The organism is Ignavibacteriota bacterium, from assembly GCA_016708125.1.
Lineage (GTDB): Bacteria > Bacteroidota > Ignavibacteria > Ignavibacteriales > Melioribacteraceae.
Genome location: JADJGF010000001.1, coordinates 4,399,119 through 4,415,017, shown reverse-complemented (window position 1 = coordinate 4,415,017; position 15,899 = coordinate 4,399,119). Strand labels below are relative to the sequence as shown.

Annotated in this window: 11 protein-coding genes and 1 pseudogene; 7 read left to right on the top strand and 5 right to left on the bottom strand. The window is 31.3% G+C overall.

The annotated features are described in order from the left end of the window. The first annotated feature begins 8 nt into the window (after window positions 1–8). Both IPH62_18905 and IPH62_18900 read left to right on the top strand, forming a co-directional pair. Window positions 9–2,099 carry a tungsten formylmethanofuran dehydrogenase gene (locus IPH62_18905; protein ID MBK7107348.1) on the top strand — a complete coding sequence of 697 codons (2,091 nt, stop codon included), beginning with the start codon at window positions 9–11 and terminating at the stop codon, window positions 2,097–2,099. A 144-nt stretch (window positions 2,100–2,243) separates the two neighbouring features. Continuing rightward, complete coding sequence (locus IPH62_18900) at window positions 2,244–3,791, top strand: 2-oxo acid dehydrogenase subunit E2 (GenBank protein MBK7107347.1); 1,548 nt, start codon at window positions 2,244–2,246, stop codon at window positions 3,789–3,791. Here IPH62_18900 and IPH62_18895 read toward each other — a convergent pair. From IPH62_18895 to IPH62_18875, 5 genes and pseudogenes are all read right to left on the bottom strand, one after another. Then, a pseudogene (locus IPH62_18895) lies at window positions 3,792–4,189 on the bottom strand (type II toxin-antitoxin system VapC family toxin). After that, complete coding sequence (locus tag IPH62_18890; GenBank protein ID MBK7107346.1) at window positions 4,186–4,416, bottom strand: toxin-antitoxin system, antitoxin component; 231 nt, start codon at window positions 4,414–4,416, stop codon at window positions 4,186–4,188. Before IPH62_18890 ends, IPH62_18895 begins: the two are co-directional and overlap by 4 nt. Before the next feature lie 207 nt (window positions 4,417–4,623). Further along, window positions 4,624–5,838, bottom strand: coding sequence for a M48 family metalloprotease (locus IPH62_18885; GenBank protein ID MBK7107345.1), 1,215 nt, complete (start codon window positions 5,836–5,838; stop codon window positions 4,624–4,626). 223 nt (window positions 5,839–6,061) lie between these two features. Further along, window positions 6,062–6,616, bottom strand: coding sequence for a LemA family protein (locus tag IPH62_18880; GenBank protein MBK7107344.1), 555 nt, complete (start codon window positions 6,614–6,616; stop codon window positions 6,062–6,064). A gap of 28 nt (window positions 6,617–6,644) precedes the next feature. Then, a complete protein-coding gene (locus tag IPH62_18875) occupies window positions 6,645–7,052 on the bottom strand; it encodes a zf-TFIIB domain-containing protein (protein MBK7107343.1) in 408 nt (135 codons plus the stop codon). 175 nt (window positions 7,053–7,227) lie between these two features. Between IPH62_18875 and lipA the strand changes: the two genes are divergently transcribed. The 5 genes from lipA to IPH62_18850 all read left to right on the top strand — a co-directional run bounded on the left by lipA (window position 7,228) and on the right by IPH62_18850 (window position 15,897). Continuing rightward, window positions 7,228–8,127, top strand: a complete 900-nt coding sequence (lipA, locus tag IPH62_18870) for a lipoyl synthase (GenBank protein ID MBK7107342.1) — start codon at window positions 7,228–7,230, stop codon at window positions 8,125–8,127. A 251-nt stretch (window positions 8,128–8,378) separates the two neighbouring features. After that, window positions 8,379–10,493 carry a T9SS type A sorting domain-containing protein gene (locus tag IPH62_18865; protein ID MBK7107341.1) on the top strand — a complete coding sequence of 705 codons (2,115 nt, stop codon included), beginning with the start codon at window positions 8,379–8,381 and terminating at the stop codon, window positions 10,491–10,493. Between the two features lie 36 nt (window positions 10,494–10,529). Further along, window positions 10,530–12,245 carry a T9SS type A sorting domain-containing protein gene (locus IPH62_18860; protein MBK7107340.1) on the top strand — a complete coding sequence of 572 codons (1,716 nt, stop codon included), beginning with the start codon at window positions 10,530–10,532 and terminating at the stop codon, window positions 12,243–12,245. Between the two features lie 65 nt (window positions 12,246–12,310). After that, complete coding sequence (locus tag IPH62_18855) at window positions 12,311–14,860, top strand: TonB-dependent receptor (protein ID MBK7107339.1); 2,550 nt, start codon at window positions 12,311–12,313, stop codon at window positions 14,858–14,860. A gap of 29 nt (window positions 14,861–14,889) precedes the next feature. After that, the gene (locus IPH62_18850; protein MBK7107338.1) at window positions 14,890–15,897 is read left to right on the top strand and encodes a PorV/PorQ family protein; all 1,008 of its coding nucleotides are present in this window, start codon (window positions 14,890–14,892) and stop codon (window positions 15,895–15,897) included. Window positions 15,898–15,899: the final 2 nt, after the last annotated feature.

Genomic DNA, 15,899 nt, shown 5'->3' with positions numbered 1-15,899 from the left:
GGTACAAAATGCAAAATGGGGCAAAAGTAAAAAATCTTGTAAGCGATCATTCAAATGATAATGGAAATGGAACCGGTAAAAATAAATTTAATAATTTGAAAAAAGATGAATTGCTTCAAGTTTTAAGATTAATGATTACATCGCGCACAATGGATGTAAAAATTATGAATATGCTGAAGCAAGGTAAATCTTATTTTCATTTACCCTCTGCCGGACATGAAGCAACTCAATTAGCATTTGGTTTACAAATGAACAAAGGTGTTGATTGGGCTTATCCATATTACAGAGATATGGGTTTTATGCTTGGACTTGGAACCAAAATTGAAGATATATTTTTGCATCAATTAGCAAAAGAAGATGACCCAATGACCGGCGGAAGACAAATGTCTTGCCACTGGGCTTCGAAAGAATTTAATGTCCCAACACAATCAAGTCCAACTGGAACGCAATTTTTACAAGCTGTTGGAACCGCACTTGCAAGTAAAAAATCGGGAGAAAAATCTGTAACTTATGTAAGCGGTGGCGAAGGAACAACTAGCGAAGGTGAATTTCATGAAGCTGTAAATTGGGCGAGCAGAGAAAAAATTCCGGTAATTTTTGTTATACAAAATAATAAGTGGGCAATTTCCGTTCCGGTTGAAAATCAAACTGCCGGAAAAAATGCATCCGTTTCTGAAATGATGAGCGGATATGAAAATTTGTTAAGATTTTCTGTCGATGGTACTGATTTTTTTACAATGCAACAAACTGCGCAAGACGCTTTTGAATATGCGAGAAAAGGTAACGGACCAGTTTTAGTTGAAGCAAAAACAATAAGATTATTCTCGCATTCCACTTCCGATGATCAAGCAAAATATAGATCAAAAATTTCACTTGAAGAAGATTTGAAGAAAGATCCGCTAAATATATTTTCTGAGTATTTAATCAAAGAAGAAATTATAACACAAAATTCTTTCGTTCAATTGAAAAAAGAAATTAATGATCAAGTAAATTCAGCGGCAGATTGGGCATATTCAAGACCGGAACCGGATGTTAAAAATGTAAAAAAATATGTTTTGGATGAAAGCGGAAAAAAGAACATACTTAAATATAATGAATGCAAATCCGAGGGAATTCCAATTGTAATGGTTGATGCAATCAATCATGCATTGCGTGAAGAGATGGAACGTAACAATAAAATTTATGTTTTTGGTGAAGATGTTGCCGATGGCAAAGGCGGAGTTTTTACAGCAACAAAAGGTTTATCAACTAAATTTGGAAATGAAAGAGTATTTAATTCGCCGTTAGCAGAAGCAAGTATTTTAGGTGTTGCAATCGGAATGGCAATTTATGGAAAAAAGCCTTGTGTCGAAATTCAATTTGGTGATTATATTTGGCCCGCGTTTATGCAGATTAGAGATGAACTTGTTATGCTTAGATATCGATCAAATAATACTTTTGAAGCACCCGTTGTAATTAGAGTTGCAATTGGCGGATATATAAATGGCGGATTATATCACAGCCAAAATATTGAAGCGTTTTTTGCACACATGCCCGGCTTGCTAATTGCTTATCCATCAAATGCGGCTGATGCGAAAGGTTTACTAAAAACTGCGCTTCGTTTAAATGATCCGGTTTTATTTCTTGAACATAAAGGTTTGTACAGACAAAGTTATGCAACACGTCCGGAGCCCGATGCTGATTATCTTGTTCCATTCGGTAAAGCAAATATTGTGAAAGAAGGAAATGATATAACTGTTGTAACTTACGGAGCGATGGTTCATGAAACTGAATTTGCTTCACGAATTTTAGCCGATGAAGGATATTCTGTGGAAATAATTGACATAAGAACTATTTTCCCTTTGGATAATGAAACAATTTTTAACTCGGTAAAGAAAACCGGAAAAGTAATGGTAATTCATGAAGATACTTTAACCGGTGGATTTGGAGCCGAAATTGCTTCTCGAATTTCTGATGAATGTTTTGAACATTTGGATGGTCCGGTTAAACGTTATGCAGCATTGGATACGCCGATTGCTTTTCATCCAAAATTGGAAAGAGAAATTCTTCCATCCAGAAATAAAATTTATAATGAGTTAAAAAAACTTTTAGAATATTAATTTATAATATTTAATTATTCTGAGGAGTCCGTTTTGGGAGACATAAGAATCAATTAATTATTTTTAGAAATTTAAAGTCACAAAATTAAGATTAAAATTTTTTCAAAGTAATTTGAATTAACAATTGCAGATTTTGGAGAAAAAATGAAAGTAAATATTATTATGCCGAAAATGGGTGAAAGTATAAATGAAGGTACAATTATAAAATGGCATAAAAAAATTGGCGATGCTGTTAAGAAAGATGAAATAATTTATGAAATTACAACTGATAAAGTTGATACCGAAATTCCTTCGCCGGCAGATGGAATTTTAATTGAAATTAAAGCTTACGAAAATGAAACAATTCCAATAAATGAAGTTGTTGCAATTATTGAAACCAACGGTGAAAATGAAACTCATGTTGAAGAAAAGAATGAAGAAATTCCTTCAACAAATCAATTAGGCTCAATTGTTGAATTGCCAATGCCTAAAATGGGAGAATCAATTACAGAAGGTACAATTATTAAATGGCATAAAAATGTCGGTGATTCTGTAAAGGTTGATGAAATAATTTATGAAATTAGTACAGATAAAGTTGACACGGAAGTTCCATCACCGGTTGATGGAATTATTTCCGAAATTTTATTTAACGTAAATGATGTTGTTGAAGTTGGGAAAATTGTTGCGCGAATTTCTACAAAAACCGGAATAACAAAAGTAAAAGAAAATGATCCGGCAAATGAAATAGAAATTATAGATAAGCAAAAAATTGAACCGATAAAAAAAACTAATCTTCCAAAAATTCATTCAAACAAATTTTATTCGCCATTGGTTATGAATATTGCAAGCAAGGAAGGAATTTCACAATCTGAATTGGAATTTATTGAAGGTACCGGAATTAATGGAAGAGTTACAAAAAGTGATATTCAGAATTATATTAAAACTAAAGGTGCAGCTAAATCAAGTTTAACAAAAGCCACAGAAAAGGAATTTAAATTTTCGGAAGGAAAAGATGAAGTAATTCCAATGGATAATATCCGTAAAAAAATAATGGGTCATATGATTAAAAGTCGTGATACTTCCGTTCATGTATCCGAAATTATGGAAGTTGATATGACAAAAATTTACAACTTCATTGAAAAAAATAGAGACCGTTTTCTTAAAGAAGAAAATATAAAACTAACATATATGGCTTTTATATCTTATGCATCAATTAGAGCGTTAAAAGAATTTCCTTTGGTTAATGCTTCAATTGAAGGAGAAAATATTGTTGTTAAGAAAAATATTAATTTGGGAATTGCCGTTGCACTTGAGCCAAATGGATTAATTGTACCCAATATTAAAAATTCGGAAGAAAAAAATATTATTGGTTTAGCAAAAGCAATTTCTGAAATCAGTACAAAAGCAAGAAATAAAGGGCTTTCAGCGGATGATGTTATTGACGGAACTTTTTCAATTACGAATTACGGAGTTTTTGGTGCGTTGTTTGGCACGCCGATTATAAATCAGCCGGAAGTTGCAATTCTTGGTGTTGGTGCGGTTGTTAAAAAACCGGTAATAATTGATATTGATGGAAATGATACAATAGGAATAAGACCAATGATGTATTTAACTTTAAGTCATGATCATAGATTAGTCGATGGAATGTTGGGCGGAAAGTTTTTAAAATTTGTTAAAGATACATTAGAAAATTTTGATGTGAGCAGTGTTTAGTTAAATCCAGTTTTTAACTTTTAGATTTTGTACTCTTTTAAACTCTCTTTCATTATTCGTGATTAAAATTGCTTTGTTTGCGAGAACGGTTGATGCTATTATCAAATCGTTTGGACCTATAACATTTCCAGAACTCTCAAGTTGATATCTTATTTGTGAATAAAATTCAGCAGCTTCTGAATCAAATGGCACAATTTCAAAAGGGAATAAGAATTTATTTACTATTTCCAAATTTTCCTTCTTCTTTTTACTTTTATTAACACCATAAAGAAGTTCAGCTTTTAAAATTGAAGGAATTTTAATATCACTTGGATTTATCTTTTGAAAATTTTCATGCAACTTACTTGATGTTCCTTTTAAAAATTAATACAGATATTCGTATCTATAAAATACTTCATAAGAATTCTCTTTCAGAATCATTTTTGAATTCTAATTTTATGATAGAACCAAATGATTCATCATATATTGATCCGAATAAACTAAACCAATCTTCTGGCCAAGAATTACTAAGAGAAGATTTTATTTTTGATGAAACCCACTTTGAAATAGATTTATTTTCAAGCTTTGCTGCTTTCGCAACTTTTTTTAATGTATCATCATCAACGTATAAAGATAATTGAGGCATATCGAAACTCTTTTTATGGCAATATGATAAAAAACAAGTATAGTAGCAATTATAAAATTTTATATTCAATTCCAGTTTGGATACGTAAATACGTAGAAATAAAACAAATAATTTGACTAAACCCTGCTCATGATTTTCTATAAGCTAATTACATAGTCAGCAGAATATTTTTGAAGATATTTTAGAAAATTTTGACGTGAACTTAGTTTAATTTGTAATATTAACTTCCCCGCATCTTGGACATTTTACAGAATTTCCTTTAAAAGTTGGGGGAACTTTAATTGTAACTCCGCATTTGCAATTGTAAAAATTATATCCATTTACATTCATTACAATATCACCAAGTTTTCTTTGTTCTTCTTTCTTCCCAATATTTGTAACATTTTTTATTTGCGATAATATTGGAATATCTACTTTTGTTTTAAGTCCGGAAGCTGGAATTATTTGTTCTGAATTATTTTTAATTTTATTGTAAACCGTTTGATAGTCAGCAAAATCAGCACCATGCATCATTCCGCGTAATATTTTTATTCGTTCAGAAATCGGCGGATGTGTGGAAGACAAATCTTCAATCTGCATTCCAGTTTTTTTAAGTGGATTTACAATATACATTCCCGCTGTTGCCTTATTAGCAGAATTTAAATTAAATCTGTTTAGAGATAATTTTTCCAATGCATTTGCCAATCCTTCCGGATAACGAGTTAACCTTACTGCGCTTGCGTCTGCAAGGTATTCACGTTTTCTTGAAATTGCAAAATATAAAAGTTGAGCTAAGAACGGAGCGGTTATCATAAATATTATAGAAAATAGTAAAAGAATAATTTGCTCGTTTCCACCATTGGATGATTTATTTTTGTATCTATTTAATGAGCCGCCGCCGAAAAAATAACCACGAGTAAAAACTTCTGAAATAATAACAATTATGCCCAGCATAATTCCGGCAAATGTCATAAATAAAACATCTCTATTTATAATGTGCGAAATTTCATGAGCAATTACTCCTTGAAGTTCGTTTCTATTTAATTGGCTTAGCAATCCCGCAGTTACTGCAACAACGCTGTCTTCGGGTTTTCTTCCCGTCGCAAAAGCGTTAGGGGCTTGCTCATTTACAATAAATATTTTAGGAATTTTTGGAAGATTTGCGGCTATAGACATTTCTTCCACAATATTAAATAGTTGCGGATGTACTTCCTTTGTAACTTCTTTTGCATTGCTAATTGAAAGAATTATTGAACTCCCCGCAAAATAACTTATTGCCGAAAGTACTACCCAAATTACAAATGCAATTAAAATTCCAAATGAACCTCTTCCATAACCAAGAAAAGTTTCTCCAACAAAATATCCTAGAAGCAGAAGGATAATTCCCATTGCAAAAAAAAGTATAATTGACTTTCGTCTATTTGCTTGGATTAATTCCCACATAAAATAAGTTAAAAGTTATTAGTCAAAAAGTGAAAAGTCAAAAAATATAAAATCTCAAAATTCAAATAATAAAAAAAACAAATAGCAAAATTCAAATTAAAATATCAAAAAGAAATTTATTGATATCATTCTTTATAAAATGTACTAAACTAAAATTTCAATTTAGAATTTGCACTTTGTTATTTATTTGTAATATGTTTTTTATTATTTGAGATTTATTTTCTTAAAATTGTACTTTCGGTACTTCGCGTTCTGCTGCAACTTCAATTTCAAAAAATTCTTCTTTAATAAATTTGAACATTCCGGCAACAATATTAGATGGAAACATTTCAATTTTATTATTATAGAATAAAACTTGATCGTTATAATTTTGTCGTGAAAAAGAAATTTTATTTTCCGTTGCTGTCAATTCTTCTTGTAGTGCAAGAAAATTCTGGTTTGCTTTTAAATCGGGATAATTTTCAACAACTAAATTAAATTTCTGCAAAGCTCCGCTTAATTCAGATTCTGCTTTGGATTTATCTGCAACTGAAGTTGCGTCAACTGCGGCACTTCTGGCTTTGGTAATATTTTCTAAAGTTGCTCTTTCATGATTCATATATCCTTTAACAGTTTCTATCAAATTAGGAATTAAATCATGTCTTCTTTTTAACTGCACATCAATCTGCGACCAAGCATTTTTTACTTGATTTCGCAAGCGAACTAATGCATTATAAATTGAAACTGCATACATTGCAATTACAGCAATTGCTATTACAAAAATTAAAAATGCACTCATTTATCCTCCATTTTTTTTATTCTAAATTCTAACTACTAACTACTTTTTCAATTTTCATTTTATACATATCTTCTAAAACATTAATGATTTTATTGTTTTTATTTATCGAACCTTCTTTGATTACTTCAAGGATTTCACCCTTATCAAACCATAATCCGTGACCATTTTTACATTCATCGAGAACAATATCTTTATCATCGCTAACTCTTGTTTTACCCATTTTTCTGTTGCAGATCGGGCATCTTCGTTTATTTTCTTTTTCTTCTTTCGCTGGTTTAAAAGAATTTAACAGTTCTTGTTTATCTTTTGAATCTTCAAGAAATAATTCAAGTTCGCCGGAATCTAACCAAATGCCTTCACAGTTTGGGCAATAATCGGTTTCAATTCCTTCAAATTCTAAAACAATCATTGGATTTTTACAGCTTGGGCAAAACATAATTTTCTCAATTCAACTATTAGTAAATATAATAAATAATTAAAAGAAAGTGCCTAAAGTTCATAAAGATTTAAAGTAAGTTAAGATAAAAAGTAATTATGTAATTTTCGTAAATATGAATATAAAAGAAATGTTTTGATTATTTTATACATCATAAAATTAGAAAGTTTAGATAATGAAATTAAATAAGCATCAAAGAGAATACAAAGATAATGTTGAACATGAAAAAGCTGAATTGGGAAGAAGGCCGGATTGGTTAAAAGTGAGATTGCCTTCCGGTGATAATTATCGTGAAGTTCTTTCAATGATGCGAAGATCAAAACTCAACACTGTTTGCGAAGAAGCGAAATGTCCGAATTTAGCTGAATGTTGGAACAGTCGAACCGCAACATATATGATTTTGGGAGATACGTGTACAAGAACTTGCGGATTTTGTGATGTAAAATCTGGAAGACCAACTTTTTTAGATTGGGATGAACCAAACCGTGTTGTGCAATCTGTAATAGATTTAGGTTTAAAACACGTTGTAATTACTTCCGTAAATCGTGATGAATTAAAAGACGGCGGCGCAGCAATATTTTCTAAAACAGTTGAATTAATTAGAGAGAAAGCTTCTCAATGTACGGTTGAAATTTTAATTCCGGATTTTCAAGGCGATGAAGAAGCGTTTGAAATTATTATGCAAAATCCACCGGATATTTTAAATCATAATTTAGAAACTGTGCAGAGATTATATCACGCCGTAAGACCTCAAGCAAATTACCAGCGAAGTTTAAATTTGATAAAATGGTTTAAATCAAAAGGGTTAAAAACCAAAAGCGGAATTATGGTTGGAATTGGTGAAAAAACCGAAGAAGTTTTAGAAATAATGAAGGATTTGAAGAATCATAATTGTGATATAATGACAATTGGACAATATTTACAACCGACAAAAAATCATTTACCGGTTGATAGATATGTTACATTAGAAGAATTTGCAATGTATAAAGAAGAAGGTAAAAAATTAGGTTTTCAAGCAGTTGAATCCGGTCCGTTAGTTAGAAGCTCTTATCACGCAGAAAAACATGTAAAATAAATTATTACAGTTCTTACCTAAAAAAAAATAATTCATTCAAAAAAAAAATCAAAGAATTTCCTCACAATTCAGAACCTTTTTTTGAAATAATTATTAAAAAATTTAAAAAATTACTTGCCTATTATTAAAATATTTTAGAAATTAACTTTAGAAAAAGTTTTCATAAAACCGAATTGTTAAAAATGATTAAAATTTCTAAAATATTTTTAAAACTAATTTTGCCGCTTTTTGTTTTATCTTTTTTTATAAATATGCCAATTTTGCATTCTGAAGATAATTCCTCAAAGTTAGTTCAACTGCCAATTGATAGTTCCACAGATTATTTATGTTATTACGGAAGCTGGAATGATGAAAAAATAATTCGTGCAAAGGATTTTAATTTGGTAATTCTTGAACCATCGAATATAACTACTGAACAGATTACCGAATTGAAAAAAGGTCACGATAAAATTTATGGAACAAGTGATGATGTTGTTGTAATAGGTTATTTATCAATCGGCGAAGATCATACAAATTCTGTTATTGGCGATGGACGAGGTCCTTGTTATTACGATTGGGGAACTCAATCTTTAGTTTATACAAATAAAGGTGTTGCTTCTTGGTATTTAGACGATGCCGACAAAAATGGTGAGCCGGATCAAAATTCCAATTGGGGAAGTTACTATGTTAATGCCGGAGATACTTTATGGTGGAATTATATTAAATCAAATCCTTCCGGGGCTGATAATACTTTAGTAATAAAAAATTGTGATGGACTTTTTCTTGATACGGTTGATTCAGCTTCTCCATGGTCGCCTTGGCCATATCGATGGATGGTTAGCGGAATGTCAAATTTAATTGAGTGGTTGAGAAATCAATATCCGGAAAAATATTTAATTGTAAACAGAGGTCTATTTTATTTCGATCCGGAAATTCCATCTGCATATTCACATAATATTCGTCCTTACATTGATGGAATTATGTTTGAATCATATTTTATTGAGGGAGATAGAGCATACTGGGCTGATAAATTAAACACGGAAGGTTCTAAACCGGATGGTTTTAAAATTATTGCTCTTGATTATTTTGATTCTTCTGAAAGTACTAAAATTCAACAACAATTAAATGAAACTGCTGCATACAATTGGGCAAGTTATATAACAAGAAGAGAATTAGATCAAATTAGATATGATGTTTTTCACAAACATACAAATGATTTAAATCCTCCGACTTGGAATTCCGGTATTGGTTTAGCTAATGCAATTGCTGGAAATCAAAAAGTTGAATTACAATGGGGAATTGCTTCTGATCAGACTTTACCAATAAATTATAATGTCTACTACACGAAAAATTCAGAATTTAATTTTAACAATTCAGTTAAAATAAGTAATGTAAACACAGTATTTAATCAAGAGCAAAATTATCATTCATTTTCTGTAGAAAATTTAGAAAACTATCAAGATTATTATTTTCTACTTAGAGCTGTTGATAATATTGGAAATGAAGATCAAAATTTTAAAATTATTAAGGCAACACCGCCAAATCTTTCAACATCATCAATTACTATTGATGGAAATTTCAGTGATTGGAATAATATTTCAAAATTAGATACAAATTCAAATCCAATAGAAAATATTCTCGATATCGATTTTCCCAATGCAGACATTGAAGATTTATGGGCGACTGTTGACGAAGAAAATTTTTATTTGAGTTATAAAATTTTGGGAGAATGGTCAAATTATTTCTATCATATTTTTATTGATATTGATGATAATGAAAACACTGGTTACAGATACCAAGATTCATCTCTAACCGGCGCTGAATACATGATTGAAAATGAAACATTATGGAAATATACTGGTCAAGGTGGTTCTGCTTGGAGCTGGAGTGCAGCTTTGGGAATGATAAAAAAAAATAATCCAAATCAATTAGAGTTAAGTATTCCTTTAAATTTAATTGATCCGGAAAATGTTAAAAACAATATTCGCATATTGCTTCAAAATAATGAAAGTGTTGAGCCGTATTCTTTATTAGATATTTCACCAAATAATTTTGCAAGCGAGTATTTCAAATTTGATTTGTCCGGAATTACAAAAATTGAAAAACAATTTTCGGAAATTCCCAAATTAATTCAGTTATTTCAAAACTATCCTAATCCTTTTAACTCAAGCACACAAATAACTTTTTCAATTCCACAAAATGGAAATGTTGAATTACGACTATTTAACAATCTTGGAGAATTAGTTAAAGTTATAGAGAAAGGATTTTTTGCGAAAGGTATTTATTCCAAATTTCTAAATTCCGAAAACTTAACATCCGGAGTTTATTTCTGTAAACTTGATTTTGAGAATAACTCAATTTCTAAAAAAATTATTCATCTTAAGTAGATAAAAATAATTATCAAAAACCAAAAGAGAGGTAATATGAAAAAAATATTTTTTACTTTTGTGATACTTTTATTCTTAGCATTTAGTGCTACAACAAATGCACAAATAAAAATTGATGGGGTTTTCTTTGATTGGGATACTGCTCATCAATTGGATATTGATACAACTGCAGAATTAACATTTGAAAATGGTGATCCCGATACTCCGAATCCATCTAATCCTTCATACTTTGCTGATTTAGATGTTGATGACTTATATGCAACTGATGATGCGGATTTTGTTTACATCAGAATTAAAATGAATTCCATTTCGAATATTATGAATATTGCGAATGATACATCATATCATGGAGGTGCCGCAATAGCAGCTTACATTTCCGTTGATCCCGGAGATGCGGATACAACGGGATTGACTTGGGGATGGTGGGGAAGCGGATATGATTATTTTGTTCAAGTTTATCCCGTTGATACTGTTGCAGAAGCAAATACTCGCTATGAACAATTTATTTGGGAACATAAACAAACTGGCACTTCTTGGGATTTTGAAGTAAAAGATTCTCTTGTTGGAGTTAAGGCAGCTTGGAATGGTTCAAACAATGATGTTGAAATGGCAATTCCCAAATCACTACTTTTAAATCCTAAACATTTGGCTAATTTTACTACTCCGGAAAAAATTGAAATTATGATTTATGCTGGTGAAAATTTAGGACCTTGGCGTGCAGATTATGCTTCTATGCCGGGCGTTGCTGGTTATGAATTTACTCTTACTGAACCTGGACCGATTACTGTTGACGGTGTATTCTTCGATTGGGAAACGACAACACAATTAGATGTTGCTCCAAATGTTGAAGAAATGACTTTTGAAAACGGTGATCCGGATACTCCAAATCCATCAAATACTTCATACTTTGCAGATTTAGATGTTGAGGATGTTTTTGCAACTTCTGATGATAACAATGTATATGTTAGAGTAAAAATGAATTCAATTGCAAATGTAATGAATATAGCAAGCGATACTTCATATCATGGCGGAGCAGCAATTGCTGCTTACATTTCAGTTGATCCGGGTGAAGGAGATACAACTGGTTTAACTTGGGGATGGTGGGGAAATGGTTATGATTATTTTGTTCAAGTTTATCCCGCTGATACAACATTTCAAGATAGTACAGGTTTTGCTCAGGCAATTTGGGAACATAAACAAACCGGAAATTCTTGGGATTATGAAGTTGCAAGTAATACGCAAGGTTCAAATGTTGCTTGGAATTTTTCAAATAATGATGTTGAATTTTCTATTCCAAAATCAATTTTGCTAAATCCAAAATATTTAACAAATTTTGTTACACCTACGGAAATTGCCGTAATGATTTATGCTGGCGAAAATTTAGGTCCATGGCGTGCAGATTATGCTTCAGAAACCGGAGTTGCCGGTTATAAAGTCAAAATTGATAATACTACAGATGTTAAAGAAAATGAGGCAACTCAAATTCCAACTGAATATACTTTGATGCAAAATTATCCGAATCCATTTAATCCAACTACGAATATTCAATTTTCTATTCCATCTTCAAATTTTGTAAAAATAAAAGTTTATAATTTGTTAGGACAAGAAATTGCAACATTAGTAAATCAAAATCTTTCAGCAGGAAATTATACAACAAATTTCTCAGCCGAAAATTTGGCAAGCGGAATTTATGTTTATTCATTAGAAGTTGGATCAAATGTTATTTCTAAAAAAATGCTTGTAATGAAGTAATAGTTTTATAAATCCCTCAATAATTTATTGGGGGATTTTTTATAACCGAAAAAGAGGAAAAAACGGTGAAATCATTAATAATTTTTTCAATGATTTTATTTTCAGCTACAATAACATTTTCGCAAAATACCGGAAAAATTTCTGGTAAAATTTTAGATGAAAATTCCGAACCGGTTATTGGAGCTAATGTTCTTGTGTTAGGCACAAATAACGGAGCCGTAGTTGGTGCTGATGGTTTTTATTACATAATAAATCTCAACTCGGGAAAATATAAAATTAGAGCTAGTTCCGTTGGTTACACATCAAGAACTATTGAAAATGTTGAGGTAATTGCCGGATTAACTACGGAGTTAAATTTTAAGTTAACTACTTCATCTGTTGAACTTGAAGAAGTTGTTGTTAGTCAAGGTAGAACTGGAGTTCAAAAAGATTTAACTGCAAAAGTACAAAGTATTGATGCAAGTCAAATAGAAAATTTACCGGTTAAAGGAACTATAAAAAGTTTAATTACAACTCAAGCCGGAATTACCGCGGATATTCAAACTATTCCAATAAACTCGCAGCCGGTGTTTGGGCAATTTGCTACAATTCCAAATGATGGTTTCCACTTTAGGGGCGGAAGAACAAACGAAACTCTTTATTTGTTCGACGGAATAAATGTAAATGATGCTTTGTGGGGCGGTTATAATTTAGATGTAATTGGTGAATTTACGCTTCAATCAATTCAAACTTTAACCGGAACTTTTGTTCCGCAGTTTGGTGAAGCAATGTCCGGTGTAATTCAAATGAATACATTTGATAATGTTGCGCAAGATTATAAAATTAGATTGACCGGATACTCCGATGATTTAGGTAAGAAAAGCGGAAGTCAAAATGTTTACAATGGTGAAATATCATTAATGGGTCCGGTTCCCGGATTAAACAATTTATCATTTTTTGCAAATTATAGAAATTACACTTCCGATGGTTATATCAATGGCTATATTCCGCCGAATTGGGTTGACTCAAGAGGTGCAGACAAAACCGGAGATCCGGAAGTTGTTCCATTAAATTATCGTGATAATGAATTTCTTTTTGGAAAACTTATTTGGCAAATTTCAAACGATGTGAAATTAAGATTTGGTTATTATAATTCGAAAACTGATTATGGAGTTTATGATCATTTCTTTAAGTATAATCCATACGGAACTCCGCATGTAAATTTAGATGATAATTTATTTTATACAAAATTTACTCATGTTCTCAGCAATAATACATTTTATGATTTAACAATTTCGAAATATTCGAGAAAATTTTTATCAAGAGTTTTTGAAGATCCGGCATTTTACGAAATTAGACCGGAACTTTTAATTGCAGAATTTTCTGTTGCCGGAGAGAATTTTGTTTACTTCGATAGTTTTTTTGATAAGTACGAATTTCAAGGAAGTTTTTCAAGTCAGCTTACAAATCAACACTATTTAAATACCGGTTTTTCATTTTCGTTATTGCAGACAAAGCTTCAAAGGCTTAATCCAAACGGCTGGCAAATATTAGAAGATTATGATTACAAACCACGAAAATTTCATTTTTATGTAAACGATAAAATGGAATTCAATGACATCGGCATGGTGATAAATTTAGGATTGCGTTATGATTATACAGATCCAAATAGAGAATTTGTTGTAGATATTAATTCTCCCGATGGTGAAATTGGCAAAGTTCCAAAATCGCAATATATTAGTCCAAGAGTTGGAGTAAGCTATCCAATTTCTGATAAAGCTGCGTTTAGGTTTGGCTATGGACATTATTATCAATATCCGGATTTTTACAAAGCATTTCAAGGGATGAATCAAACTTATCCTTTGTACCCGCAGCCAAATGTAAGTTCAGTTCAAGGTGCAATTGCAAGCGGAGATATTGAGGAAGAGAAAACAGTAAATTATGAAGTAGGTTTACAGCTTCAAGTTTCTGAAGATATTTCTCTGGATGTAACCGGTTTTTATAGAAAAACTTCTAACTTAATTGGAATTGTAATTACGGAAGGAAAAATTGTTTCCGGAGATGTTATAAAAACTCAAAAATATCCAATCTTTGATAATATTAATTTTGCAACTGTTCAAGGGCTTGAGCTATCACTATATAAAAAATTAACAAATCATTTTTCCGGGTTTTTAAATTACTCATATTCAGAAGCATTAGTTACTAGTTCATTGCTTTTTTCAAAACCTCAAGATTTATCAAGAACTTTTCCGGCTGATTGGGATCAAACACATACTTTATCTTTTGGCGCAACATTTGAATTTCTTGATAAATGGGGATTTTCAATTCTAGGAGGAATCAGCAGCGGATTACCATATACTTATAATGTCTTTCAACCCAATGCAGAAAGGGCTCCGTTCATAAGTTCGTTAGATGCAATTCTTTCTAAGGAATTTGATTTTTGGAAATTGAATGCAAAATTATATGTTCAGATTTCAAACTTACTAAACCGAAAAAATGTTTGGTGGGTTTATGCCGATTCCGGTAAACCCGGCGTTGATACAAATCCGGCAACCTCAGATGATTATACAAATAATCCATCAATGTGGGGACCGGGAAGAAGAATTCAAATTGGGTTTAATTTAAATTTGTTTTAGCTCTCATTGCTAATTCTTTGGAGAAATAAATGATTAAGAATTTTAGAATTTATTTTTTAATTGCGGGATTACTAACTGCTAATTTTAAATACGGGCAAGGAGTAAATTACGTTGGAACATCATCAGCAAATTTTTTGAAAATTGGATTGGGTGCAAAAACAGTTGGCATTGCCGAATCAGATTTAACTTTAGCGGAAGATGCTTCATCGTTTTATTGGAACCCCGCAACTATTAGTCGAATTGGCTCAAACAGTCTTGCAATTTCTTATGTCAATTGGTTAGTTGAAACAAGCGTTGCATATGCCGGAGTTGCAATTGATTTAGATTATGTAACTGCCGGATTAGAAGTTTCTTATTTCAGCTCCGGAGATATTGAAGAAACAACTCTTTTAGAACAAAAAGGAACTGGCAGATATTTTAGTACAAATGATTTTTCAATAGGACTTGGAGTTGCGAGAAATTTAACGGATAGATTTTCTGTTGGTGTGAAAATAAAATATATAAATGAAAATTTATCATCTGTATCGGCAAGTGCAATTGCATTCGATGTAGGAAGCGTTTTTGTTACTTCTTTTTTGAACGATATGAAAATCGGAATTGCTTTATCAAACTTTGGCGGTTCGATGAAATTTAATGGTCAAGATTTACTTGTTTCGCATGTAGTTCCCGGAAGTCCAACAAATAAAGAAATTCCGGCAGTGCTTGAAACAAAAAGTTGGGATATACCATTATTCTTTAAAATTGGTTTATCGACAGAAATATTTAAAGTTGATAATTTTGCAATGCAGTCCAGCTATACATTAACAGATGCAAGAGATTTTCAGCCAAGACATAATATTGGAACAAGTCTAAAATTCCTAGATAATTTCACAATCCGCGGCGGATATAGATTTAATTATGATGAGGTTACATTTTCTGCCGGTGCCGGTGCAAAAGTTAATTTAGAAAACCTCGGGCAAATTCAGTTTGATTATGCCTATACAGACTTTGGAAGTTTTAGTGATATTCATCAAATATCTTTGGCAATTAATTTTTAATA